The following is a 23,929-nucleotide window of genomic DNA, read 5'->3' on the forward strand; positions in this document are numbered from 1 at the left end:
GTGACTTCTGAGGGTGATTCGACTATCTGCATAAAAAAAGAACATCGCAAACATAAAAATTAGTTATGGCTTTGGTTATATTCTTCGTATCCTGAAAGTGCATTTTTTGCACTATGGCGAAAGCCGATGGCGGAGTGACAAATGAAAATCAAAATAAATCAATTAGATGTATTACTAGAAGTTGCCGCACAGGGCAGCATAGGCAAGGCTGCCCGGGCGCTGCATCTCACTCAACCCGCTATTTCCAAAACCATTCAGGAGCTGGAGACGGAAATCGGCATGCCAATTTTGCAACGCTCATCACGGGGGGTGACGCTAAATGAGTACGGGCAAGTGCTGTTGCGCCATGCCAGGGATATCGATCGCTCGTTACATCAGGCGCGGGATGAAATCGATAATCTGCTCGGAAAAGCCATGCGTCAGCTGCGCATTGGATTTACCTCCGCCGCCTCTTACGGTCCCTTTAGCACCACAATGAGCCAGTACCAGAGCCGCTTTCCCGGCGTGAAGTTAATCGCCATGGAAGGCAGGCCGCTCCAGATTCTGGATGCGCTCGCTAATCAGCGGCTGGATATGGCGGTGATGACCATTGCCAGCGGAACGCCCATCGGCACGTTTTACCAGGAAACGCTCTACGCCCTCAGCAACACCATTATTGCCGGCGAGCATCATCCCGTCACCCACACCACCACGCTGAAAAGCCTGATGCAATTTCCCTGGCTGGACTGGGATGAGCCGGGAGAGCACTCTATTCTGGGCCAGGTCTTCCGCCGCTATAACCTGCCGCTACCGCCGACGATTGTGCACTGCTCCTCGCCGTGGATTATGGCGCGCATGATAGAACAGGCGCCCATTGTTAGCATGTGGACTTCGGTCAGGCTTCGCTTTCCTGGCTATGAAAAAAACCTTCGGCCACTGGCGCTTAAAGAAGTGCTGCCGGCAACCAGCGTGAACATCGTTTGCCCCAGTATAGGGCGGCTGTCCACCGCAGGGACGACCTTTATGGAAATGCTGAGGATCAATTCGCGCGACTGGCTTCAGGACAGCGACGCGCTGGAAATGGTAGCGAGGATATAAAAAAGGCGGACAGCATTGAGCTACCCGCCTTGTTGTTCCTATACAGCTCGAATCAGAAGGTTTCCCAGTTATCGTCAGACGTAGCAGCCACGGCTTTACGCGGAGCAGTCGTCGTCGCGACAGCCTTTGGCGCAGCGGCCTGGGCTTTGGCCTGGCGTTCCTGAGCGATACGGAATACGGAAACGGACTGCGTGAGCCTGCTGGCCTGTTCTTCCAGCGCAGCGGCGGCGGCGGCAGACTCTTCCACCAGCGCGGCGTTCTGCTGGGTCACACGGTCCATTTCTGCAACCGCTAATCCAACCTGATCGATCCCGCGGCTTTGCTCGTCAGAAGCAGAGGCAATCTCGCCCATGATATCGGTCACGCGGGTCACCGCATTAACGATTTCCCCCATGGTTTCCCCGGCGCTTTCAACCAGCGTTGAGCCGGTATCCACCTTGCTAACCGAATCCTCAATCAGGGTTTTGATCTCTTTCGCGGCCTGCGCGCTACGCTGCGCCAGATTACGCACTTCCCCGGCTACCACGGCAAAACCACGTCCCTGCTCACCCGCACGGGCAGCTTCAACGGCGGCGTTAAGAGCCAGGATGTTGGTCTGGAAGGCGATGCCGTCAATGACGCTAATAATGTCGGCAATTTTCTGCGAACTGCCGGCAATTTCGCTCATGGTATGCACCACATTGTCCACGACTTTACCGCCGCGCTGCGCGGTTTCAGAGGCGCTTAGCGCCAGCTGGCTAGCCTGACGGGCGTTTTCAGCATTCTGTTTAACCGTGGCAGTCAGCTGCTCCATGCTCGCGGCCGTTTCCTCAAGCGAAGCCGCCTGTTGTTCGGTACGAGAAGAGAGATCGTTATTGCCGATGGAAATCTCGCTGGCGCCGCTATAAATAGCATTCGCGCCGTTGCGGACCTCACCCACGGTAATCACCAGCTCGTTTTGCATATGGCGCAGGTTCTCGGCCAGCTGCCCCATTTCGTTGGTGCCTTCCACGTCGATTTTGCGCACCAGATCGCCGCTGGCGATGTGGCGAATGCTTTCGATCAGGCGATTCAGCGGAGAGATAAGCGTGGTGCGGATCCCCTGCCAGACCACAAGGATCACCACCAGCACCACAATCAGGACGCCAATCAGGATCCAAATCGCCATGCTGTAAGAGCTGTTGCTGCTGTCGACCGCTTCCTGATAAAGGTGGTCGTTTTGCTGCAGATAGTTAACGTATTGCTTCTCAAAGCCATCCTGATCCCCCTGGGTTGGCTGATCGAAGAATTCATTAATTTTCCCCGCGCCAAGCAGTTGAATCAGCTCTGCCAGCGCACCGTGATAAATATCGTAGTTGCGCTTAATTTCTTGTGCGGCCGCGTCGCTTTGGCGTGGATCGCGCGGTAAAGCTTCATAAGCCGCCCACTCAACCTCAGCCTGTTTCAGCGAAGTGCTGGCAATCGCCATCAGTTCTTCAACGGTTGCACCGCTGCCAATTTTATTGGCATCCATCATGTAGCGAATACCGGCGCGGTTCAGGGTGTTACGGGTCTGCAACAGCGCGACCCAGCTGCCGTTCAGCGTTGACTGCTGCTGACGAATGGTTTGTAGAACGGTGAAATTTTCTTTGTCCTGCTTCAGCGCATTGAAGAACAATCCGCCGGAAGCTATCTGCAAAATGCCAAACAGCCCCAGGACGACCAGTAAGCTTGTAACGATTTTGATACGGTTTAACATTGCTTCTCATTCCCTGTAAGACAAGTCTTAATCATCGGCGTAACAGCAGAAAACTTTACCCAAAGCGTTTTTTTGCCGTTTTTTCTGCTACTCCCAGGAAATGGCCTGGCAATAATTCATCCTCCACACCTGCGGGGTTAAGTCGTAACACATTCATAATCCGAGTTTTTTTCACTATCATTTTTTTAATAGTCAACCAGCCCGGAGGAAGGCATGCTTACCGTTGCTATCTGTGAAAGAAATAGCCATTTTGCCAATGGCATTAAAATTATTATCCAGCAGCTCTGCCGTCAGTTTAGCGAGACTTATCATTTCCTACCGTTGGCGCACCAGGACGTCGCCGATCTGGTTTTTTTCGCGCTAGACGACAACTGGTCAACCGCCAACTGCTACAAAATACCGCAGACGACGCGCCATCAGCGGGTGATCCTCATCTGTAAAAAGCAGGATCAGGAGAACCTGATGTTTCGTCCCTGCCTGTATATGCTGCCGTCTATCTATCGTGAGGATGAGGTCGAAGATGTCAGGCTCAAACTGGCCCCCTGGATAGATCCAGAACGGCGCAAAAAAAACACCCTGCCCGTGCCTACGTCTATTTGCCACTACTGCACAACGCGGCATTTCAACATGCAGGAGCGTGAATTACTGAAGCTAATGGCCTGTGGTTACTCGCTGATTGACGCGGCTTTTATTATGCATATTGATGAAAATACTGCGCGGGATAAACGACTGTCGATTATGAAAAAACTTAATATCAAGAGCCAATATAAACTCATGAATTATATCAAACTCAATCTGCCGTTCTTGCTGGATTGAATTATTTAATTAAGTATTTTCTTATTATGCCAGGGAATTACTCTTAATTATAAAAAAAACGCGCCCCTCACTCTTCAGGGTTGCGAATTTTCGCAACCTGGAATAAGCCATCCCCGGTATTCACTCATTCGAGGCGCTGAGAGAATACGCTCAGAAAAATCTCCAAATTTGCTGAAAGCACACCACCTCTTCCTCTCAGGGCATTGATTGCTCAGCAATTCAGTTATAGCTGTCACAATTAGCGACAAAATAATGATAAATATTTCTAGAGATAACAATTTATTATCTGTTGACCAGCATATTTCCGGTTTCCGTCTGGAACCGATTGTTAATTTATTTAGCGGACACGTTATTAGCCACGAAGTACTCAGCCAGCTCGCCGCGCCATCACGAGATTCCGAGGTTTTTTTTGCAAACCTGTCGGCAGCCGACAGCGTGGCGCTTTTTTGCCGTCAGACCAACCTGCTGAAGTCCCGACAGGCATCCGGTAGCTTCTTCCTTAACCTTCCCATTATGGCGCTGATTGACGAGCGGCTATTCGCCCGGCTGCTTGATGTTTGTGAATCATGGATAACAATTGAGATACAGGATGCTCCACTTTTTGATACGTGCTCCAGGCGGCATCAGCTTTGCCTGCGGGAGCGAATTAAGCTGTTACAGCAACAAAGGATATCGGTATGGCTGGATGACCTTACCGAGGGCTGTATTGAAAGCTTCCACCGCTACGCCATTGATGTCGGCGGAGTAAAAATTGATAAGCAAGCATTCTGGACGCTCGGTAAAAATCCCAGGGCACTTCAACGCCTGGTCGCACGGTGCGCGGACATTTCACCTCACATTATCATTGAAGGTATCGAAGACACACATCATCTCGAGCTTGCTCGCCAGTCAGGTGCCAGCTTCGGGCAAGGCTATTTATGGCCGCATAAACGCTGGCTGCTCTCTGATACCTTGTCATTGTGAGCAGGCTTATGTGCGCAGCTATGAGGCGAAATAAACACCGTCGTACCAGGACTGATTATCTTCTAAACCCCGCCAACTCCACCGCGCCACTTTTTTTTGATCGACTCGAATATATTCAACAGCAATTGATTGGGGGGCAAAAACCAAAGAAGCCCGATGCCATCCTCGTTTCTGCCGACAATTTCCTCAGCAGCGCAATCACCGGCACTCTTTTCCATCGCCTTAACATTCCCGTGCTCTCTTCGCTGGATGACGTTATCGCGCATCAGGTGCACTCTCCCGTACCGCGACTGATCGTCGACCTCGACAGCCTGGAGATCCCCACACTTGACGTTTTGAAGGCCATTCGCCAACAAATTATCACCACGCCGCAACACCAAATCATGCTGCTTAGCGCGCAGCGAAAGCCCGAAATCACACGATTTATTCAGCAGGCCGTTGGCTGCAAGATTGTCGAGCGTCGTCTCCCCCCGGACAAACTGAAACAGGCTTTAAGCCCCGGCGACCCAGATTTGGCGGCGAGTTACGACACGCAGGTTTTTTCCCTCAGAGAGTGGGCGATTTTACTGGCGCTGAGCCGCGGAGAGTCATTGAAATCAATCGCCCTTTTACTTGAGAAACCCTATCATTACGTCGTTTATCGCTTCAACGTTTTGCTGACTCGACTGGCGCTCGATAACCGCAGTAAATTGCTGCACCTTCTACATGAAATTTCTGTTGCAAATAGCGCACATTGGCTATCGAACTAACCTACTGAGGCATAAGATATTTTAAGAATTTACTTAATTTCAATGTTCAAATTGAGTTAAAAACAAACAAAAAATTAACAATTACAACTATTCCTGGAAGCAATTATTCCGCTATGACGCCATTCAGCACTTTTTGATCCAAAACAAAATAACAACATTCAGAACTAAATGTCATTTTTTCTCCAATAAAAAGTCTTTTAACCCACCTTAACTAAAAAATTAGGTTCGTTAATTCAATTTAGAAAAAGGTCAATTAACTACACAGCATTTCGTATTGACTTAGACTTATTCCAGGAACATCAGACTTTTCCCACAAAAACTGCGCTGTATAATCACCTCATCACATATTTATATTTGCCATGGCATCTATAAGGATTACATGTGAAGTTATTTAGGCAGTCATTCTCCCGCCGACAATAACGAATTTAAAAAGGAAGAGAGTTAAAAAAAAACAAGGAGGTTCCCGCATAAAGACCGGCAACCGCCAACTCACTGTTTATCACTTTCGCTGCCATTGACGCTGTGTCAAAGCGATGTTTTTATCAAACAATCGAGGCAAAAAAAAATGAAACCGGCATCCGTAATCATTATGGACGAGCATCCTATTGTCAGAATGTCGATAGAAGTTCTCCTCCAGAAAAATAAAGATATTAATGTTGTTTTAAAAACAGATGATGGTCGGGAAGTTATCGACTATATGCGCGCGAATCCAGTCGATCTGGTGATTCTTGACGTTGAACTCCCCAACACAGATGGCTTTACATTACTTAAAAGAATCAAAGGATTACAGGAAAAAACCAAAATCCTTTTCCTGTCGTCAAAATCAGAGTCGTTTTACGCAGGGCGCGCTATTCAGGCCGGCGCCAACGGATTTGTGAGCAAACGTAAGGAACAGGAAGATATATTTAACGCGGTTGAAATGTTGCTTTCTGGCTACTCCTTTTTCCCTTCGGAAACGCTGCATTTTATCAGCAGCCATAAATCACGCCGGGGAACGATGGACGATATGCCGTTATCCAACCGCGAAATCACAGTCTTGCGTTATTTGGCAAACGGTCTGTCGAATAAAGAGATTGCCGAACAGCTATTACTGAGTAACAAGACCATTAGCGCACATAAAGCTAATATATTCTCTAAACTCGGACTCACTTCCATTGTCGAGCTGATTGACTATGCCAAGGTGCATGAACTGCTATAAAGGACCATTACGCACCGGAAGCGGAAATACCGGGAAGACTCCTCCCGGTTATTTTCTGGAACCATTAACGATGCTTTAATTGTAGTTAATCAGAAACGTCGCATCCGCATTGGCCAGCCCGGCATCCGCGTTGTCCGCCGTGGCAATATAGTTTGCCCAAAACTTGAGCGTCACATCGCCGTTGGCATCAACCGGCATCGTTTTACTGGCATCATTCAACAACAATCGGGACTTATCCTCATTCAGTAGCTCAATGGCCACATTTTTCGCCGTACTGGCAGCGTTTAGCGCCAGCAGTCCCGTGCCGGTACTCTTGCCATTAAAGGTGATAGAGGCGGTACCGCTCGGCGGGCAGCCGGTTAGCTTCAGGTTAAACGGCATTGCCTGAGTTGTGCTCCCGGCGGTGCGCAGCTGTTTGGTCGGCCACGAGCCAAGCTTCACCGTCTTATTGTCCCCGCCCGTCTCCACGACACAGGTGTAATCCACGATTGTTCCATGCAGCTCAACGTTGATTTCCCCCAGCGGCGAGGCCGCTTTCACTGAGGGCACGCAGAGTATCGGGACCAGCGCCAGCGCGCTCAGGATAAACTTGTTCATCAGGTCCCCTTAGTCGAAATCAACGCGCAGATAACCACGAGCCGTGAACGGCCCTTCCTTCGGCTTAACGCCCGTCACGCTGACCGGCCAGGCGCGAATTCCCACCCGGGCCGCAGCGGCATCATCAAGCTGGAAATTAATCTTGCTGCCAAGGTTGTTTGGCGTCAGCGGCGTACCGCTGGCGTTCGCCACGATAAAGCCCAGATCGCTGTTATCGGATATCATCATATTGCCGCTGCTTTTCTCAGCCTCAAGGCGCAGCGTGAGGTAAGCCTGGGCATCGATATTAGTGCATTTGATGCCGACCGTTTTACTTTGCGGCGTCACGCTTTGCGGGCGGTTACCGGCTCCGGCCTGGCTGAATAACGATGCCCCGATGCTGCCAAAATCAAACTCCACCACCTGCCCGGCGTTGATTTCGCAGGTCTGCGGGACTTCAACTTTGCCGCTGTAGCTGATGGTGTAAACGACCGTATCTAACGGATCCGCAGAGGTGGTCGTTACGTAGACCCGGAACATCGTCTGGCGTGGAATCGGCACCATGTTAATAAAACGGCGGGTGACTTTAAGGCGAAACACCAGCTTCGAATCCTGTACGCCAAAAGGCTGCTGCTTAGAGACGTTCGGGTGGCTCCCCATTTGAATATAATTGCGCGGCGGGTAGAACGTACCAGCATAGCTGTCGGTGATCTGCATCGCCCCGTTAAGATAATCATTAATCTTCAGGTACTGATAACTGCCCACCACTTCCTGAACCGGCAGCTCCGTCTTGTAGCTTCGCATCGTCGTGTTCCCGATCGTGCCGGCCGGGCATTTGGCATTCACCCCGACCCACTGCGTTTTTTCCGCCAGGGTAACGACTTGCCCAACGTTGTTATTGCTGCTGTTAAATTTGTCCGACAGGTCATAAGAGACATCGGTGACGGTGCCGCTGGAGTTGTAGCACACCGTTGCGGCAGCAGGACCTGCGCAGGCCAGCAGCAAGCCACCCGCGATAACATTGCTCAGTTTCATTTTCATCTTCCTGAATCTCTCCGCACGCTATGAACAGGTGGCGGTTGCCATGACGACAGCCTGTTTCAGGCTCTCTTCCGGCAGGGAATAGTTGGCGCGGCACTGGGAACCCTTCCCGTCGCCCCACTGGATCAGCAATTTGCCTTTCAGCGGCAGGCCGCTGAGGTAAATCTGCCCGTCGTCACCGGCCATGCTGGTCACACCGCTTTGCTCTTCCCGCACCACGGAACCAAACGGCACCGGGCGGTCGCCGCGTTTAACGGTGAGGATGGCGCGCACGCCAATTCGGGCATCGAAGGTGGCGCGGACCAGGGCACCCTCCGTCGGCACTACGCTGCTGACGTTGTTTTCAATGTCGGTGTGGTTGTCCATTGTGTTGGTGTCGAGCGCTACGCGGTTGTAGCGGTAAACCGTGGCATACGGCATAACGGCATAGCCACGCCAGTCGGTTTTCACCCCGGTCTGGTTTTCAATGCTGACGCCGGAAGCGCCCGGCGCTTTAATCAACACGTTGGTGTCGCCCAGCGGCTGGCTGAAGGTCACCCCGTCCGCATGGCCGACCACGCCGCCGGAAGCCTGCCAGTTGAAGTCATGCTGGTTGCGGTCATAGTTGTAGCCCAGGCCAAGCGTGCCGTACGTGGCCTGCCAGTTGGCAGTGGCGCTGCCGGAATAGCCGTTATTGCTGGTATGCCCCTGACTCACGCTGTAGTTCAGGTTGCGACCTTCCAGCAGCGTGCCGCCGACCCCGGATTGCCAGCTATTTTTGCCGTCAGAGCTGCGGCTTGTGGCCATCGTGGCGTAGGCACGATCCAGCGCCGTATCGCGCGAATAACCGTGCCCAAGCAGCGTGCTAAACGGAATCGAAAGGTTGAAGGCGACAATCCGGTTGGTGTCTGCCAGGCCGAGCGACTTACTCCACGACCAGGAAAGCGAGTAGCTGATCCCGCGCCAGCCGCTGGAGTACCCCAGCTGGTACCAGGTGTTGTCCTGATCGGTTCCCCAGTAAGTTTGCTGGCTGCCGGAAACATAGACCGAGCCGTAATCCCCCAGAGACTGGGAGATATTGACCTGAAATCGGCCCTTTTTGTTGTAGCGCAGGTTGTGATAGCTGGTCGCCACCAGCTCCTGCCGGTTGCTGTCATTGTTTTGCCACTCGTACTGGTAGCCTTCCATATTCCGGTAGGCCACATCATCCAGAGTGTAAAAACCGCGCGTGGAGTAGCGATAGCCCAGCAGCTGGAAGTTAGTTCCGTAGCCGCTCAGGGATTTGGCGTACAGGAAGCGCAGCGACTGCCCCTGATGATCGCTGTCATCCGCCAGCTTGCTGTGCGCATGGGTAAGATCGAGCGAAATCGCCCCCCAGTCACCGAGGTTTTTCCCGGCACCTAACGCAACGGCGGTATAGCGTTCTGCCAGCTGTGTCCCACCATAGGCGGTGTAGCCGTTCGGCAGACCGGCAATCAACGTACCCTGAGTAAAGAACGGCTTATCCTGCTGGTTATTCCCGCTGCGGAAATCCCCCATCACCACATCATATTTAAACCGGCCTTCACGCTGCAGCATCGGCACGGTGGAATAAGGCACGGTGTACTTCTGTACAGAGCCGTCTTTCTCCTCTACCGTAACCTCTAAGTCACCGCTTGAAGAGGTCGGGTTAAGGTCGCTGATGGCAAACGCGCCCGGAGAGACATAGCTCTGATAAATCACGTAGCCGTTCTGGCGGACAACAATCTTGGCGTTGGTGCGGGCAATCCCGCGCACGGTTGGCGCGTAGCCCTGCAGGCTGTCCGGGTACATGCTGTCGGAAGAATAGAGGCGCGCCCCACGAAACCCGAGGCTGTCGAACACATCGCTGCCGGTGTTGCTGTCGCCCATGACCAGCTCGCCCTTGAGCGGGATAATCGTGCGCTGCAGCGTGGTACTGATATTCTGCCATTGATTCTGGTGGTGGCCATCGCCGCTGGTGTAGTTCCAGGCCCCGTTATTGCGCAGGCGCCACGGGCCCAGATTCAGGCCGCTTTGCAGGTTCAGATAGTAGCTGTCGTTGTAAGTGCCGCGGTTGCCGGTGAAGGTGTAGTTCAGCAGCGCCGCCGGGATCCCTTCATCCCACTGATCCGGGGGAATGTAACCGCGGGCGCTGTTGATTAAAGAGGCCTGTGGCAGGCTAATATCCAGTCGCAGACGCGAAAAGTCATAGCTCATTTCAGCGCCTGGCACGGCCGTAGTCACGGGGACGCACTCCCCGGACTTATATTTCGCCAGCTCAGGATACGCCAGCATATTCAGCCCGAGCCGCTTGAGCCAGTCGACGTCGAGGCAGGCCGTCAGCCCGCCGGACTTCACGGCTTCAGAAGCAGGGACTTTCGATTCCGTCGCCGTAAAATGTACGTCTTCGGTGGCAACAAATTCATCGTTGCGCCAGATGTCCACGCGATAAACGCCCGGCGGCTGGCTGCTGCCTTTTTCGAAGCGAGACAGATCCGCCACCGCCGCGGTATCGTCCGACAAAAATGCCGGGTTGAAATAGCTCTCAGCGGCAGCGAACGCGGGCCAAAATGAGGCCACAATGGTCGCCGCCAGCGGCGCTAGCGTAAACACCTTACGCGAGACTGATCTCTTCATGATTTATCGGCTTCCCTTTGCCCGCCTGGCGTTACTGCATGACACCCGCTTGTGCTTTAGTCACCGCGCCGTAGTCGTTCACAGTCTGGAAGCTCACCGCCCCCTGAACGCCGGACGGTACGGCAACCTGCACGCTATTTTTCGGTGCCACCATGGTGTTAGGCAGTTTTTCACTCCCCATTTTCAGGTTGACCAGTGAAACGTAGTAAGGCGACGGGTTACTGATCTTCAGGTACTGACCGTTGCGCGCGAAGCGAATCTCTTTCAGCGCATCTTCCGGCTGCATCTGCAGATTTTTAGGGCGTACAAACAGTTTGATGCGGGAAAGCACCGCCAGTTGAAGGACGTTTTTTCCCTCAACGCTGTTTTTATCCACGGAAGGAATGGCCTTCACGTTCATCCAGAAAATAGACTCGCGATCCGTCGGTAACGCAGGCCCGGCATAGATAATACGCAGCGTGTTTTCGCTTTTTGGCTCACTGACAAACAGCGGCGGCGTAACCACAAAACTTTTCTCTTTCTGGCCGAGATCGTTCTCGATCCATGAGTTCACCAGGAAGCGCTCTTTCGGATCGCTGTTGGTGATGGCCAGCGAAGTTTGTTTCGCGTCGGCCGGATAAATAACGCGCGTAGCGCCCAGGGCAATACCGCCCGCAGCCTGCGCATTAAAAGTCATCATCATTAAAGAGAGCATCAGTGCCGAAGCGGCTTTATATAATTTGTTCATCACGACAGGTACCATCAAAATAGCCAGAATGGAAAAGCAGAGGTTCAGGGATAAACCAGCGTGAACCAGACGTCAGAGCGAATATTTCCGGGCGACATATGCTTAGAAACCGCGCGATAACGGGCAGTAAAATGAAAACTCATTTCCTGCGTAGTTATTTCCGAATAAGACGCCGGTTCGCTATTGGGAATAATCAGCTGCTGCTGTTGGTCGAATAATGCGAGGCCAATGCCGCTGCTGGCGTCATTGCCACTTACGCTGGACGTGGCCAGAAAGACCAGAGGATCTTCCGCAGGAGTAGATCCCTGAAACGCGATGCCCACATGGTCATAAACCTCCGGGCGACAGTCCGTCAGCCGAAGGGTAAAAGGGATGCTGGGCGGCGCGTAGCTGCCAACATCTTTAAATACGTTGCTCGGGTACTGGCCCATTTGCACCGTCATTTCCTGACTTTCAGGTGCGACGGCGCAGGCGCCGTTAACCAGCTCACCCTGCATATGCACTTCCCCACCGTGGATAACCACAATGCGCTTTGCCTGAACGGGATTCACCGCAGCCAGCATCGCCAGGAGCAGGATTTTCCTTATCATCATCGTCCTCTCTGGACTCGCGTCGGACAAGCCTCATCCGTGAGGCTGAATCATCCCTGTGCTCTCAGCCGTGGCTGATTATTCGTATTTCATAACGAAAGTTGCGTCCGCGTTCGCAGCACCGGCAGTCGCGGTGGCAGCGGTTGCTTTATAGCGAGCGGTGAACGGAATGGTGTTCTCACCGTCGTTCAGAGTCTGAGCGGTAGAGAAGGTAGAACCGTTCGGAGACAGGGTCTTAGAGGTACGATCCAGGATCTCGATACCCACGCCTTTCGCGGTGGTTGCGTTCCCGCTGGAGTTTACCGCCAGCAGCGTTGGGTCGGTCGCATCAGTCTGGCCGGTGAATGCCACAGAAGCGGTGGCCGCCACGGTGCTATCGCAATCGGTCAGAACGATGTTGAATGGGATCTGGGAAGAGGTATCGCCCACTTTGGTGAAAGCGGCGGTACGGTACTGGCCCAGTTTAACGATCTGGCCGTCGGACTGAGTGCTTACCGCACAAGCGGCGTTAACCAGCTCGCCCTGGAAGTGCACGGTCCCGCCATTAACGGTAACAGGATCTGCTGCGTTAGCGGCGCTGCTGACCAGAGCAACGGTTGCGATCAGAGAAGAGGCGATTTTGCTTAATTTCATGGGTATTCCTTCATATATAAAACGCACATCGGAGTCAGGCATCCTTCATGACTCCGTTTGAATCATCATCGGTCTCAAATGACCGCATAACGCATTCCCCACATCCTGTGGGAATTCCTTAGAATGCTCAGTGGTTTCATTAGAATTAAAGACAAACGTTTCCCCAGCACATTATTTAATGTGCCGTATAAAGTTATCTTTAATAATTCAAGATGAAATTTTTATATATTCGTGATGGGCTACGAAGTATGGCTAAATTAAGCTAAATTTTATTTAAGTAATAGATACCAATTCTTTATGTTGCATAAGCTCAGTCTTAATAACGCCTAAGAAATGACCAGGTAAACCTTTCGGGAAAATGATTCTGGAGAGATAAAAGCCTCGTTAATTTAGGGGGTTATATTATTCTCTTAGCCCCAGAAAATTGTTCGTTTTTTGTTAAATTTGTTTATTTTTTGTTTGATTCAGATAAAGGGATCTTGAACGCCTGCCGCGCAATACTGAGTGAAGTTGCCAAAAGGTTAAAGACGTTGCGCAAGCGGTGATACACTGGAAGGCTTGCCCCAAACTTTGACCCAGGACTTCAGGATGAATGAAACCGCCCCCCATACCATTCCGGCAACCTCAGTAACACGCCCCAACTGGTCGGCAGTCTTTGCCATCGCGTTTTGCGTGGCCTGCCTGATTACCGTTGAGTTTTTGCCGGTTAGCCTGCTGACGCCGATGGCGCAGGAACTGAATATCTCCGAAGGCCTTGCCGGGCAGTCGGTCACGGTCACCGCCTTTGTGGCGATGTTTGCCAGCCTGTTTGTCACCAACCTGATTGGATCGACCGATCGCCGCCGCGTGGTGCTGCTTTTTGCCGTCCTGCTCACCGCCTCCTGCCTGCTGGTTTCGTTCGCGGGCAACTTCTCTCTGCTGCTGCTTGGTCGCGCCTGTCTTGGGCTGGCATTGGGCGGGTTCTGGGCAATGTCGGCCTCGCTGACCATGCGCCTTGTGCCCGCGCGCACGGTGCCTAAGGCGCTGTCCGTTATCTTCGGAGCCGTCTCGATTGCGCTAGTGATTGCCGCCCCGCTGGGCAGCTTCCTCGGGGGGATCATCGGCTGGCGCAACGTCTTTAACGCCGCCGCCCTGATGGGCGTCGCCTGTATTATCTGGGTCTGGAAAGCGCTGCCTTCTCTGCCAGGGGAAGCGGCGCACCAGAAGCAAAACATGTTTGGCCTGCTCAAACGCCCGGGCGTGCTGGCGGGTATGCTGGCAATTTTCATGGCGTTCGCCGGGCAGTTCTCGTTCTTTACCTATATTCGCCCGGTTTATATGACCCTGGCGGGCTTTGACGTGGACGGCCTGACGCTGGTGCTGCTGAGCTTCGGTATTGCCAGCTTCGTCGGCACCTCTCTTTCCGCCCCGATCCTGAAACGATCGCTCAAGCTGGCCCTGGCCTGCGCGCCATTAATTCTCGCTATCAGCGCGGCGATACTGGTGCTGTGGGGGACGAACAAAGCCGTGGCATCGGTGATTGCTATTGTCTGGGGGCTGGCCTTTGCCCTCGTACCGGTCGGCTGGTCAACGTGGATCACCCGCTCGCTGGCAGATCAGGCGGAAAAAGCCGGGTCAATTCAGGTGGCCGTAATTCAACTGGCCAACACCTGCGGGGCGGCAATAGGCGGCCTCGCGCTGGATAACCTCGGCCTGCTGGCCCCGCTTATCTTGTCCGGCAGCCTGATGCTGCTGACAGCGGTGCTGGTTACGGTGAAGGTGCGGGCTTAAGTTGTAAAAACAACAAGGCCCGCACCTGGCGGGCCATATTCGTGATGAGAAGCTACAGGCGTTTAGTTAATTCACGGCGAGCCAGCTCTGCTAAAAAACCACTTCGGCTGGCGTACTCCCTATTACCACTGAGATAGCTATCGATTCTCGCCAGCAAGGATTGTGGCAACGTAATATTCAATTTTACCGATTTACCTTCGTACCGGGTAATATCGATATCAACAAATCCCCAAACGCCCCCCTGGCAACTCTCATCATTTTTATGATCGTTAATCGTCAGAGCAACAGGCACCGCTCTGCCTTTCTCGCTTTGATATTCCAGATGAGCATTAATCGCGCCATGGGCGTCATCGATAGCCTCATCGATGGTGTCTCCGGCGAAATAGCAGCCTTCAATATCCAGCACAAACCCTGACCAGCTTCCACTTTCGGCCTGGTGCAAATACACAGGATATTTCATACGTTCCTCTCTCCTGAAAGCGCTACTCGTTGGCACGCCACTTATTCATTTCTCACCCAGTTGCTTAAGAATTTTATGCAACGTTCCCGGGGCCAAATCCTTGGTTGGGTGGGGTACCACGACAGGGTTTGCCTCACCTTCTTTTTCAAAAATGTGGTGGCTGCCTCTGGTACGCACGTGTAGCCATCCCAACTTTTTCAACATCCTTATCAGCTCTGCGCTTGTCATTCCTTCATCCATGAAGTGAAATTTGGTGGTTATAATAACCACCAAAAGAGCAAATATCAATCACACCTTCGGATGCTCAGCCGCGCCAGAAAGGCTTATCCCCGAGGATTGTCGCGCGGTGCATGATACGGCGAGCCGGGAGATAATCGGCGTTGGCGTAATGCTGCGTCACTCGGTTGTCCCAGATGGCAATATCGTTTTGCTGCCAGCGCCAGCGTACCTGGAACTCTGGTTTGGTGATGTGGGAAAACAGGAAGCCCAGCAGCGTCTCGCTCTCTTTTTCTGTCAGGTTAACAATCCGCGTGGTAAAGCCTTCGTTGACGAACAGCGCCTGCTTGCCGCTGACCGGATGCGTGCGAATCACAGGATGGCGCAGCGGCGGGTTCTTCGCCACGGCTTCGCGCCAGCGCTGGTGTTCGACTTCGCTGTGGGCGTACTTATACTCCTGGAACGATTTACGGAAATCGTGCTCGGCCTCGAGCCCGGACAACAGCTTTTTAAACGGCTCGGACAGCGCCTCATAAGCGGCAATCCCGCTGGTCCACAGCGTATCGCCGCCGGTTTCCGGCAGCTGCTTCGCCGCCAGAATCGCTCCGGCAGGCGGCGTTTCAATAAAGGTCACGTCGGTGTGCCAGTTGTCGTTATCCGGCGGATTATCGTTGTGGGTATCCAGCACGATAATTTCTTCCACGCCTTCGGCATGCGGGTAAACCGGGTGAATATGCAGATCGCCGAAACGCAGAGCCAGCGCGCGCTGCTGCTCGGGCGTAATTTCCTGCTCGCGGAAGAACAGCACCTGATGGCGGATCAGCGCGTGGTAAATCTGCTCGAACTGGTTGTCGCTCAGGCCGCGCGTTAAATCCACGCCGTCAACCTGCGCCCCGATATACGGCCCCAACGGCTTAATGTTCACTTTTTCACTCATTGCCCTTCTCCATGCCACGGGGTCAGGCGGCGCTGTAGCGCCCGTAGCCCCAGTTCTAAACAAAATGCGATGACGGCAATGACGCCGATCCCGGCCAGCACCACGTCGGTCGCCAGAAACTCACCGGCGGACTGCACCATAAAGCCCAGCCCGCGCGTGGCGGCGATAAGCTCTGCGGCCACCAGCGTGGACCAGCCCACGCCCAGCCCAATGCGAAATCCGGTCAGAATTTCCGGCAGCGCGCCCGGCAAAATCACATGCCAGATAACCTGCCAGCGAGATGCCCCGAGCGCCTGAGCCGCACGAATGCGTACCTGCTTCGCGCTGCGCACGCCCGCCATGGTGGACATGGCCACCGGCGCAAAAATCGCCAGGTAAATCAGCAGGATTTTGGATGTCTCGCCGATGCCAAACCAAATCACCATCAGCGGTAAATAGGCCAGCGGCGGCACCGGGCGGTAAAGCTCGATCAGCGGATCAAGAATGCCGCGCACGGTGGGACTCAGCCCCATTGCAATGCCCACCGGGATGCCTATCAACACCGCAGCGGCAAGCGCGGTAAGAATGCGCCCCAGGCTCGCGGCCAGATGCTGCCAAAGCGTGGCGTCCATAAAGCCCTGCGGCCCGGCGATGGTGATAAGCTTCGCCAGCACCTGCCCCGGTGGCGGCAGAAACAGCGGGCTTATCCAATGCTGCGCCGCCACCCACCACCACAGCAGCACCAACGCCACCAGCGTGGTTGCGCTCAGGGTAAGCTGACGCGAAAACGGCCAGCGCAAGGCAAGCCTGCGGCACACGGGTTTGTCCGGAATCACTATGCTCATAAGAAGCCCTCCCGCTGATCGAACACGCGGCTCAGCACGTATTCACGTTTGGCGATAAATTCTGGATCGGATTTGATGCTTCGGCACGGCTCTCCGGCGGCAAAGCGACGGCCAAAATCAAGCTGAAGCCGCTCCAGTACGCGGCCAGGGCCTGGCGAGAGCAAGACCAGTTCCGTCGCCAGAAAGACCGCCTCTTCAATGTCGTGGGTGATCAGCAGCACCTGCCGACGGCTTTCGTGCCACAGCTTCAGCAGTAGAGTTTGCATCTGCTCGCGGGTAAAGGCATCCAGCGCACCAAACGGCTCGTCCAGCAACAAAAGCTGGGGCTTCGTCGCCAGCGCCCGGGCAATGCCCACCCGCTGCCGCTGCCCGCCCGAAAGCTGCCAGATGGCGTTTTTCGCCTTATCTTCCAGCCCAACCTTGCGCAGCATGTCGAGCGCAATCTCTTCCCGCTCGGGCTTAGCCTGCCCGGCAAGCTGCAGCCCGAAGGCCACGTTATGCAGTACCGATCGCCAGGGCAGCAGCCCTTCGTTCTGAAAAACAACCCCGCGCTCGGCGCCAGGGCCTGCAACCGTTTTGCCCTGAAGCGTAATGCTGCCGGAATGATAGGGAACGAAACCGGCGATCAGGTTAAGCAGCGTGGTCTTACCGCAGCCGGAAGGGCCGAGCACCACCAGCAGCTCGCCCTCGTCCACCGTCAGATTAATGTCGTCGAGTACCGGCTTGCCGCCGTACTCCGCGCTGAGATGCGAAACCTGTAGCATCGCCGTGTCTCCTGTTTACTGCGCCAGCGGCTTCACGAAGCGGTCGGTCACAAACTGGCTATAATCGGTGGCGACCGCCGGCACTTTGCCCTGCTCTTTCAGGAAGTGTGCGGTGTCCACGATGGCTTTATTCACCGGGCCGCTAAGCTGCTCAACCTGCTGCTTCGCCGTCAGGTAGGTATTGCCCTTCACCAGCCCCGGGACGTCGTTTTCCGGTACGCCGCTCAGGCGCGAAAGCTTGCTCAGGTTGTCCGGCTGCTGAAGCCAGCCGTCAGGATTGTCGAGGTAGCCTTTCTGAGCCGCAACGGCGCTGCGGGCAAAAGCGGTGACCACATCAGGATGTTTTTCAGCAAAGTCTTTACGTACGACCCAGACGTCGAGCGTCGGGGAGCCCCATTTGCCCACCTGCGCCGAGTCCGTCAGCACGTTGCCGTCTTTTTCCAGCTCGTTCACCGCCGGAGCCCAGACGTAAGCGGCGTCGATATCCCCGCGCTGCCACGCGGCAATTATTGCCGGAGGCTGAAGATTTAGAATTTGAACCTGATCCGGCTTGATGCCCCAATGCTTGAGGGAAGCCAGCAGGCTGTAATGGGTAGTCGAAATAAACGGCACGGCGATGCGTTTGCCGATCAGGTCCTGCGGCGTTTTGATGCCTTTTTTGACCACCAGCGCTTCAGAGTTACCGAGCTGGGAGGCCAGGAGGAAGACTTCAATCGGTACGTTTTGGCTGGCGGCAACGGCCAGCGGGCTGGAGCCGATATTGCCGATTTGCACATCGCCCGAGGCGAGCGCACGCACCACGCTCGCGCCGCTGTCGAACTTACGCCATTCCACTTTCGCCCCGCTGTCTTTGGCAAAAGCGTCGTCGGCTTGCGCAACTTTGGCGGGTTCGGCGGAGGTTTGGTACGCCACGGTAACGTCCACCGCGTGGGCCTGAGCCGCAATTAGGGCCAGTGCAACCAGCCAGAGTGAGTGTCGTTTTGCTGCCATGATTCTGCTCCTGTCTCGGGGGAGAGAGCAGTATTTCCAACGGCAACGATTCCATAAAAGAATAAAAAATTATCGCTAATGCCTTTCCGTCCTTAGAAAAAAAGTGGGCAAGGTTAGCTGCTGAGCGGGAATAACGCCGCCCGCAGAAGGCGGGCGGGCAAGAGTCATATTAACTTAAGTCAAATCAACGTTCTTACTGCCAAAACACCAGGTCATGATAAACCCGGCCAAATAGGCGATAACAATCCCGGCAACGTAAACCGCCATCCCGGCGAAGATCCCCTGATGGGAAGTCATCAGCGGAATCGACACCAAACCTGACGGCCCAAACACCGTATTCAGTCCGACTGGCAGCCCCAGCCAGGCCACCAGCCCGATAAAGAACCCGCCGATGCCGCCGCCGATACAGGCGGTAATAAACGGCTTCAGGCGCGGCAGCGTCACGCCGTAAATCAGCGGCTCACCAATGCCCAGCAGGCCGGGAATAATCGCCCCTTTGATTTGCGTACGCAGGACCGAGCCTTTCGGCGAGCGGGCAAACAGAGCCAGCGCCGCGCCCACCTGCCCCGCACCGGCCATCGCCAGAATCGGGAACAGCGAGTTAAAGCCCTGGGCATCCATCAGCGCGAAGTAGACCGGGACAAATCCCTGGTGAATACCAAACACCACGGCAATCAGGAACAGCCCGGCCAGAATCGCCGTGCCGAACGGGTTGCCGTTCAGGTGCATAAACAGCCAGGACATGCCTTTGAACAGCTCGCCGCCGATGGGCATGATCGCCACAAAAGTGATCGCCCCGGTGATCAATAAGGTGATCGTCGAGGTGAGGATCATATCCAGGTTGTCCGGGATCATTCGTCGAACCTGGCGTTCGATCCACGCTCCGAGCATACAGGCCAGCAGCACGCCAATAATGTTGCCGCGCGGGTCGATAGCCAGCCCGAAGAAGGTATCCATCCCGGCGTAGTAGCCCACTTTGCCTTCCGGCACGTAGCGCAGAATAAACAGCGAGGCGACGATCGCCCCGTTCACGCCGGTGCCGCCGAAAGCTTTCTGGGTGTTGAAGCCAATCAGAATGCTCAGGAAGGTAAACAGCCCGATGCTGAATACCTTCATATAGGCGATAAGCTGGGTCAGCCAGGCCGTAGGCGCTGTGCCTTCAACGATCAGCGTTTGCTGCAGCAGCGTGGCAATACCCAGCAGCAGCCCGGCGGCGATAAAACCCGGGATCAGCGGCGTGAAGATGGTGGCAAACTTGGTGAGGAAGTTATGCACCGCGCTGTTCTGCTTCGCCTTCATCTGCTGTTTGTTCTGGCTGGCGAGCGCGGCCAGGTCCGCGCTTTCGCCACGCTCCGGCTCGCTTAAGCCCTCCTGCTTTAACAGGCCATTCATCAGCTCGCTGGCGGTTTGTGCTTTGCCGGGGCCGAGAATAATTTGCAGCTGGTCGTCGCCGTTGACCACACCCATCACGCCGGGGATTTTCTTCAGGTCGTCGTGCTGAACGAGATCTCTGTTTTTGAGCGTCAGCCTGAGGCGCGTCATGCAGTTGCCGCAGACAAGGATATTGCCGCTGCCGCCCGTCAGGCGCAGGATGTCTGCCATCATCGAGCCGGTGATTTTCGCCATAGCTACCCGTTTAACCCCCGCAATGCTTCACGTATAAAGCCTTGTTTTTTCGCCAGCAGATCGCTTGCCTCTTCGGCTGACAGGCCGCTCAGCAGCATGAAGATCGCCGTTTTGCAGTGGCGGCGGCAGGCGCTAAGCGCCGCTTCGGCCTGCTCCGGGCTGCATTCGGTCGCCGCCACCACAATATTGACCTGGCGCTGGATCAGCTTGGCGTTGGTGGCTTCCACATCCACCATCAGGTTGCCGTAGACTTTGCCGCTGCGAATCATCGACCCGGTAGTGATCATATTCAGGATCAGCTTTTGCGCCGTCCCGGCCTTCATGCGTGAAGAGCCGGTGACGATTTCCGGGCCGACGACCGGTTCAATGGCGATATCCGCCGCCAGGCTCATTTCGCTGCCCGGATTACAGGAGACTGCGGCGACGGTGGCCCCCACGCTTTTTGCATAGGCCATAGCGCCCAGTACGTAAGGCGTGCGCCCGCTGGCGGCAATCCCTACCAGCACGTCACGCGCGCTGAAGTTCAGGTTACGCAGATCCTGCTCACCCATTTCACGGTTGTCTTCGGCGTTTTCTACCGCCTGCAAAATGGCCGGGTGCCCACCGGCAATCAGCCCGACGACCTGCTCACGCGGCGTACCAAAGGTTGGCGGGCACTCACTTGCATCCAGGATCCCCAGACGGCCGGACGTTCCTGCGCCGCTGTAAATCAGCCTGCCGCCCTGGGCGAAAGCCGCCACCACTTTATCGACAGCCTGAGCGACCTGCGGCAGCGTGGCTTCCACCGCCAGCGGCACCTGCTTGTCTTCGTTATTAATAACTTTAAGCATCTCTAAGGTGGGCAGAGTGTCGATTTCCGCGCTGGCCGGATTGCGGCCTTCGGTGACCAGTTTGGTTAAGTTAATTTTCATCGGGGCATCCGTTATGTGTATTCTGTTGTGCATAGTATGGAATATTTTATTCCATGTGCGTGAACACAATCACGAATATTTTATTCCATCACAAAGGGAATAGCAGAATAACTCGGGCGAGAAAGCCGCCCTTGCGGGCGGCAAAAGAGGGAATCAGGCGATGCGGGTAAAACCGGCTTCCAGGTCAGCAATCAGTTCTTCAACGTTTTCCAGGCCAATGTGGACTCGCACCAGCGTGCCGCTGAAGTCAACTTTGCCTGCCGGACGAATGTCATTCAGCTCTTCCGGCTGGTTGGCCAGGATCAGTGACTCAAACCCGCCCCAGGAATACGCCATATGGAACAGCGTAAAATTATCCAGGTAACCCGCAAGCTGCTCGTCCGTCAGGCGCTGTTTTAGCACAAAGGAGAACAGGCCGGAGCTGCCGGAAAAGTCGCGTTCGAAGAACGCATGTCCCGGACATTCAGCCAGCGCGGGATGGTTAACCCGTTCCACCAGCGGATGAGCCGACAGCCAGCGGGCAATCGCGAGGCTGCTTTCCTCATGCTGCTTCAGCCTCACCCCCAGCGTGCGCAGGCCACGGGCAGCCATATACGCCGTATCGGCATCCAGCGTCTGGCCCATCAGGTACGAGTTTTCACGCAGGCGATCCCAACAGCGTTCGTTGGCAACCGCCGTCCCCAACATGCCGTCCGAATGGCCGATGGTGTATTTGGTCCCGGCCTGAATCGAGATATCTACACCATAATCCAGCGCACGGAATAGAACCCCGGCGGCCCAGGTGTTATCCAGCATGACAACAATTTCCGGGTTAACGGCGCGAATCGCCTTAATCATGCCGGGCACGTCCTGAATTTCCATAGTAATTGAGCTCGGAGACTCAAGGAAAACAACGCGGGTATTGGGCTGGATAAGTTCAGCGATCCCGGCGCCAATCAGCGGATCGTAATACGTTGTTGAGACGTTGAATTTGCTAAGGATCTTGTTGCAGAAATCCTGCGTTGGCTCATAGGCCGCGCCGGTCATCAGGATATGATCTCCGCCGCTGACAAAAGCCAGAATCGCATTGGTGACCGCCGCCGCGCCGCACGGATAAAGCGAGCACCCGGCACCGCCTTCTAACTCCGTCATCGCCTTCTGGAAGGAAAAATGCGTCAGCGTGCCTCTGCGGCCATAGAACAGTTCGCCGTTTGCCCGGTTGGCAGTGGCAAATTTTTTGGCTTTCACGCTGTCAAATACCAGCGAGGACGCGCGCTGGATGACCGCATTTACCGCCCCCTGGGTGTAGCGTTTTTCACGCCCGGCGACGATCAGCTGAGTTTCAAGATGACTTTTCTGTTTCATAAAATTCTCCCGTTATTTCCTGATTCATTCCATTCAGAGGGCTTAGCCAGCGAGGCTGTTTGCGGCCAGCGGAGCGCTGGTTTCCGGTTCACCACGTTTCTTTCCGGCGAAGCGTTCCACGATTTGTGCCGCATTAAGATCGTGGATCACGTTGATAAGCGTGGCCGGTGCATCGGTAATGGTGCCAAGCACCACCAGCAGCGGGATGGCTTCCATTGGCAGCCCCAGCGTCGTGACAATAAAGATCTCCCCGAGGAACGCGCCGCCCGGCACGCCGCCAACGATAATGGCCGACAGCACGGCAATCAGCATCGCGAGAAAGAAGGTTTCGCTGGTAAATGGCAGGCCAAGAACTGAATAGATAAAGACGATTTTCAACGCGGCAATCATCGCCACGCCGCCTTTATTGAGGTTCACCAGCAGCGGAATCGAGACATCGACAATTTCAGGGTTGATGCCCATTGCCTTGCCCGCACGCAGCGTAACCGGCAGAGTACCGAGCGAAGAGCAGGTCCCCAGCGCGGTCGCGGAAGGTTCAATCGCGTGTTTCCAGAACGCTTTTACTGCCGGAAGCCCGCCGCCAATCCACGAATAGAAAATGGAGCCAAGCACGTAATAGATAAGCGTTGCCGCCATAAATAACCCGATGGCGCGAGCGAAGGTCATCAGCAGCGAAGCATCCTGGCTCGCCATGGTTGCAGCGAAGTAGCAGCCCAGGCCGACAGGTGCCACCTTCATGATAATAGAGACAATTTTCATGATAACGGTGTTGGCGTCCTGCAGCAGAGCGGCGATGCGTTTACCCGCATCCGCCGACTGACCAATCGCTACACCGGCGATAATCGCAATCACGATCAGCGCCAGGATGTTCGACTTGGAGAACAACCCGACAAAGTCGCTGGTGGTCACCATGCTGACAAAATCCATCTCCCCCGAGCCGCCTTTCACCGAATGGGAAAGATCGATGGTCACGCCCTGTGCCGGGTTGTACCAAAGCGCCAGCAGCACAATGCCTGCGGCGGGAATAAGCGCCATGGCGATGGAAACAATAAAAATAACCACCATGATGCGGCCTAACCGTTTAAGGTCGGTCATGCCGGCAATAGATGACATCACGCTGACGCCAACCAGCGGCACAATAATCATAAACAACAGGTTGAGGAATATTTGCCCGACAGGTTGTAATTTAATGGCGTAAGTTGGGGCATAAATACCCAGCAAGCCGCCGACAATAAGCGCAAATAAAAGAACAAAAGATGATTTGTAGGGTTCAAGGCGTGTCCACATAAAGGATACCTTCTCAATAAAAGTAATAATAACTGGGACGAAAATCACAATTACCAACTGCTGTAATTAAATCCCCGGACTTTTGTGATGAAAATCA

General features: G+C 54.5%; 23 protein-coding genes. 6 read left to right on the forward strand and 17 right to left on the reverse strand.

Annotated elements, in window-relative coordinates:
* Nucleotides 1-141: 141 nt before the first annotated feature.
* The gene (locus WFN87_RS11255; protein WP_336982976.1) at nt 142-1,077 is read left to right on the forward strand and encodes a LysR family transcriptional regulator; all 936 of its coding nucleotides are present in this window, start codon (nt 142-144) and stop codon (nt 1,075-1,077) included.
* A gap of 52 nt (nt 1,078-1,129) precedes the next feature.
* On the opposite strand, the gene tsr is transcribed toward WFN87_RS11255, so the two are convergent.
* The gene (gene tsr / locus WFN87_RS11260) at nt 1,130-2,794 is read right to left on the reverse strand and encodes a methyl-accepting chemotaxis protein (RefSeq protein ID WP_336982975.1); all 1,665 of its coding nucleotides are present in this window, start codon (nt 2,792-2,794) and stop codon (nt 1,130-1,132) included.
* A gap of 213 nt (nt 2,795-3,007) precedes the next feature.
* On the opposite strand from tsr, the gene fimW reads away from it, so the two are divergent.
* The 4 genes from fimW to fimZ all read left to right on the forward strand — a co-directional run bounded on the left by fimW (nt 3,008) and on the right by fimZ (nt 6,520).
* Entirely contained in the window at nt 3,008-3,610 is a 603-nt protein-coding gene (gene fimW, locus WFN87_RS11265; protein WP_008460898.1) for a fimbria biosynthesis transcriptional regulator FimW, read from the forward strand.
* 252 nt (nt 3,611-3,862) lie between these two features.
* Nucleotides 3,863-4,573: an EAL domain-containing protein gene (locus WFN87_RS11270; protein WP_336982974.1), complete on the forward strand. Its 711-nt coding sequence runs from the start codon at nt 3,863-3,865 to the stop codon at nt 4,571-4,573.
* An 8-nt stretch (nt 4,574-4,581) separates the two neighbouring features.
* Nucleotides 4,582-5,322: a DNA-binding response regulator gene (locus tag WFN87_RS11275; RefSeq protein WP_336989462.1), complete on the forward strand. Its 741-nt coding sequence runs from the start codon at nt 4,582-4,584 to the stop codon at nt 5,320-5,322.
* A gap of 565 nt (nt 5,323-5,887) precedes the next feature.
* Nucleotides 5,888-6,520, forward strand: a complete 633-nt coding sequence (gene fimZ, locus WFN87_RS11280) for a fimbria biosynthesis transcriptional regulator FimZ (RefSeq protein ID WP_008460895.1) — start codon at nt 5,888-5,890, stop codon at nt 6,518-6,520.
* 75 nt (nt 6,521-6,595) lie between these two features.
* Here fimZ and sfmF read toward each other — a convergent pair whose 3' ends face one another.
* The 6 genes from sfmF to fimA form a co-directional block, all read right to left on the reverse strand.
* On the reverse strand, nt 6,596-7,117 hold the full coding sequence (gene sfmF / locus WFN87_RS11285; protein ID WP_008460892.1) for a fimbria assembly protein: 522 nt from the start codon (nt 7,115-7,117) through the stop codon (nt 6,596-6,598).
* Between the two features lie 9 nt (nt 7,118-7,126).
* On the reverse strand, nt 7,127-8,131 hold the full coding sequence (fimH, locus tag WFN87_RS11290; RefSeq protein ID WP_166995169.1) for a type 1 fimbria D-mannose specific adhesin FimH: 1,005 nt from the start codon (nt 8,129-8,131) through the stop codon (nt 7,127-7,129).
* A gap of 27 nt (nt 8,132-8,158) precedes the next feature.
* The gene (locus tag WFN87_RS11295; protein ID WP_336982972.1) at nt 8,159-10,753 is read right to left on the reverse strand and encodes a fimbrial biogenesis usher protein; all 2,595 of its coding nucleotides are present in this window, start codon (nt 10,751-10,753) and stop codon (nt 8,159-8,161) included.
* 31 nt (nt 10,754-10,784) lie between these two features.
* Nucleotides 10,785-11,480: a type 1 fimbria chaperone FimC gene (gene fimC, locus WFN87_RS11300; protein WP_008460886.1), complete on the reverse strand. Its 696-nt coding sequence runs from the start codon at nt 11,478-11,480 to the stop codon at nt 10,785-10,787.
* Nucleotides 11,481-11,524: 44 nt separating this feature from the next.
* Nucleotides 11,525-12,070, reverse strand: a complete 546-nt coding sequence (fimI, locus tag WFN87_RS11305) for a type 1 fimbrial protein subunit FimI (RefSeq protein ID WP_008460884.1) — start codon at nt 12,068-12,070, stop codon at nt 11,525-11,527.
* 78 nt (nt 12,071-12,148) lie between these two features.
* Nucleotides 12,149-12,703, reverse strand: coding sequence for a type 1 fimbrial major subunit FimA (gene fimA / locus WFN87_RS11310; protein ID WP_008460883.1), 555 nt, complete (start codon nt 12,701-12,703; stop codon nt 12,149-12,151).
* A gap of 588 nt (nt 12,704-13,291) precedes the next feature.
* Between fimA and nepI the strand changes: the two genes are divergently transcribed.
* Entirely contained in the window at nt 13,292-14,473 is a 1,182-nt protein-coding gene (nepI, locus tag WFN87_RS11315) for a purine ribonucleoside efflux pump NepI (protein WP_166995166.1), read from the forward strand.
* A gap of 52 nt (nt 14,474-14,525) precedes the next feature.
* On the opposite strand, the gene WFN87_RS11320 is transcribed toward nepI, so the two are convergent.
* From WFN87_RS11320 to WFN87_RS11365, 10 genes are all read right to left on the reverse strand, one after another.
* Nucleotides 14,526-14,933 (reverse strand): type II toxin-antitoxin system HicB family antitoxin, encoded by a 408-nt coding sequence (locus WFN87_RS11320; protein WP_336982971.1) that lies wholly within the window; start codon nt 14,931-14,933, stop codon nt 14,526-14,528.
* 45 nt (nt 14,934-14,978) lie between these two features.
* The gene (locus tag WFN87_RS11325) at nt 14,979-15,173 is read right to left on the reverse strand and encodes a type II toxin-antitoxin system HicA family toxin (RefSeq protein ID WP_336989463.1); all 195 of its coding nucleotides are present in this window, start codon (nt 15,171-15,173) and stop codon (nt 14,979-14,981) included.
* Between the two features lie 64 nt (nt 15,174-15,237).
* On the reverse strand, nt 15,238-16,086 hold the full coding sequence (tauD, locus tag WFN87_RS11330; RefSeq protein ID WP_336982970.1) for a taurine dioxygenase: 849 nt from the start codon (nt 16,084-16,086) through the stop codon (nt 15,238-15,240).
* Entirely contained in the window at nt 16,083-16,910 is an 828-nt protein-coding gene (gene tauC, locus WFN87_RS11335) for a taurine ABC transporter permease TauC (RefSeq protein ID WP_336982969.1), read from the reverse strand. Before tauC ends, tauD begins: the two co-directional genes overlap by 4 nt.
* Nucleotides 16,907-17,674, reverse strand: coding sequence for a taurine ABC transporter ATP-binding subunit (gene tauB, locus WFN87_RS11340; RefSeq protein WP_008460871.1), 768 nt, complete (start codon nt 17,672-17,674; stop codon nt 16,907-16,909). Before tauB ends, tauC begins: the two co-directional genes overlap by 4 nt.
* Before the next feature lie 15 nt (nt 17,675-17,689).
* Nucleotides 17,690-18,664: a taurine ABC transporter substrate-binding protein gene (gene tauA / locus WFN87_RS11345; RefSeq protein ID WP_336708648.1), complete on the reverse strand. Its 975-nt coding sequence runs from the start codon at nt 18,662-18,664 to the stop codon at nt 17,690-17,692.
* Between the two features lie 174 nt (nt 18,665-18,838).
* Nucleotides 18,839-20,290, reverse strand: coding sequence for a PTS N-acetylmuramic acid transporter subunit IIBC (gene murP, locus WFN87_RS11350; protein ID WP_336982968.1), 1,452 nt, complete (start codon nt 20,288-20,290; stop codon nt 18,839-18,841).
* A 2-nt stretch (nt 20,291-20,292) separates the two neighbouring features.
* Entirely contained in the window at nt 20,293-21,201 is a 909-nt protein-coding gene (gene murQ / locus WFN87_RS11355) for an N-acetylmuramic acid 6-phosphate etherase (protein ID WP_336982967.1), read from the reverse strand.
* A 153-nt stretch (nt 21,202-21,354) separates the two neighbouring features.
* On the reverse strand, nt 21,355-22,545 hold the full coding sequence (gene metC, locus WFN87_RS11360; protein WP_336982966.1) for a cystathionine beta-lyase: 1,191 nt from the start codon (nt 22,543-22,545) through the stop codon (nt 21,355-21,357).
* Between the two features lie 42 nt (nt 22,546-22,587).
* The gene (locus WFN87_RS11365; RefSeq protein ID WP_008460862.1) at nt 22,588-23,832 is read right to left on the reverse strand and encodes a dicarboxylate/amino acid:cation symporter; all 1,245 of its coding nucleotides are present in this window, start codon (nt 23,830-23,832) and stop codon (nt 22,588-22,590) included.
* Between the last annotated feature and the right edge of the window lie 97 nt (nt 23,833-23,929).

Source organism: Cedecea sp. AS113, from assembly GCF_037152415.1.
Lineage (GTDB): Bacteria > Pseudomonadota > Gammaproteobacteria > Enterobacterales > Enterobacteriaceae > Cedecea.

Excerpts from the sequence above, each read along its gene's own strand:
- WFN87_RS11255 (WP_336982976.1), top strand. The coding sequence starts at position 142 with ATGAAAATCAAAATAAATCAATTAGATGTATTACTAGAAGTTGCCGCA.
- tsr (WP_336982975.1), bottom strand. The coding sequence starts at position 2,794 with ATGTTAAACCGTATCAAAATCGTTACAAGCTTACTGGTCGTCCTGGGG.
- fimW (WP_008460898.1), top strand. The coding sequence starts at position 3,008 with ATGCTTACCGTTGCTATCTGTGAAAGAAATAGCCATTTTGCCAATGGC.
- WFN87_RS11270 (WP_336982974.1), top strand. The coding sequence starts at position 3,863 with ATGATAAATATTTCTAGAGATAACAATTTATTATCTGTTGACCAGCAT.
- WFN87_RS11275 (WP_336989462.1), top strand. The coding sequence starts at position 4,582 with ATGTGCGCAGCTATGAGGCGAAATAAACACCGTCGTACCAGGACTGAT.
- fimZ (WP_008460895.1), top strand. The coding sequence starts at position 5,888 with ATGAAACCGGCATCCGTAATCATTATGGACGAGCATCCTATTGTCAGA.
- sfmF (WP_008460892.1), bottom strand. The coding sequence starts at position 7,117 with ATGAACAAGTTTATCCTGAGCGCGCTGGCGCTGGTCCCGATACTCTGC.
- fimH (WP_166995169.1), bottom strand. The coding sequence starts at position 8,131 with ATGAAACTGAGCAATGTTATCGCGGGTGGCTTGCTGCTGGCCTGCGCA.
- WFN87_RS11295 (WP_336982972.1), bottom strand. The coding sequence starts at position 10,753 with ATGAAGAGATCAGTCTCGCGTAAGGTGTTTACGCTAGCGCCGCTGGCG.
- fimC (WP_008460886.1), bottom strand. The coding sequence starts at position 11,480 with ATGAACAAATTATATAAAGCCGCTTCGGCACTGATGCTCTCTTTAATG.
- fimI (WP_008460884.1), bottom strand. The coding sequence starts at position 12,070 with ATGATAAGGAAAATCCTGCTCCTGGCGATGCTGGCTGCGGTGAATCCC.
- fimA (WP_008460883.1), bottom strand. The coding sequence starts at position 12,703 with ATGAAATTAAGCAAAATCGCCTCTTCTCTGATCGCAACCGTTGCTCTG.
- nepI (WP_166995166.1), top strand. The coding sequence starts at position 13,292 with ATGAATGAAACCGCCCCCCATACCATTCCGGCAACCTCAGTAACACGC.
- WFN87_RS11320 (WP_336982971.1), bottom strand. The coding sequence starts at position 14,933 with ATGAAATATCCTGTGTATTTGCACCAGGCCGAAAGTGGAAGCTGGTCA.
- WFN87_RS11325 (WP_336989463.1), bottom strand. The coding sequence starts at position 15,173 with ATGGATGAAGGAATGACAAGCGCAGAGCTGATAAGGATGTTGAAAAAG.
- tauD (WP_336982970.1), bottom strand. The coding sequence starts at position 16,086 with ATGAGTGAAAAAGTGAACATTAAGCCGTTGGGGCCGTATATCGGGGCG.
- tauC (WP_336982969.1), bottom strand. The coding sequence starts at position 16,910 with ATGAGCATAGTGATTCCGGACAAACCCGTGTGCCGCAGGCTTGCCTTG.
- tauB (WP_008460871.1), bottom strand. The coding sequence starts at position 17,674 with ATGCTACAGGTTTCGCATCTCAGCGCGGAGTACGGCGGCAAGCCGGTA.
- tauA (WP_336708648.1), bottom strand. The coding sequence starts at position 18,664 with ATGGCAGCAAAACGACACTCACTCTGGCTGGTTGCACTGGCCCTAATT.
- murP (WP_336982968.1), bottom strand. The coding sequence starts at position 20,290 with ATGGCGAAAATCACCGGCTCGATGATGGCAGACATCCTGCGCCTGACG.
- murQ (WP_336982967.1), bottom strand. The coding sequence starts at position 21,201 with ATGAAAATTAACTTAACCAAACTGGTCACCGAAGGCCGCAATCCGGCC.
- metC (WP_336982966.1), bottom strand. The coding sequence starts at position 22,545 with ATGAAACAGAAAAGTCATCTTGAAACTCAGCTGATCGTCGCCGGGCGT.
- WFN87_RS11365 (WP_008460862.1), bottom strand. The coding sequence starts at position 23,832 with ATGTGGACACGCCTTGAACCCTACAAATCATCTTTTGTTCTTTTATTT.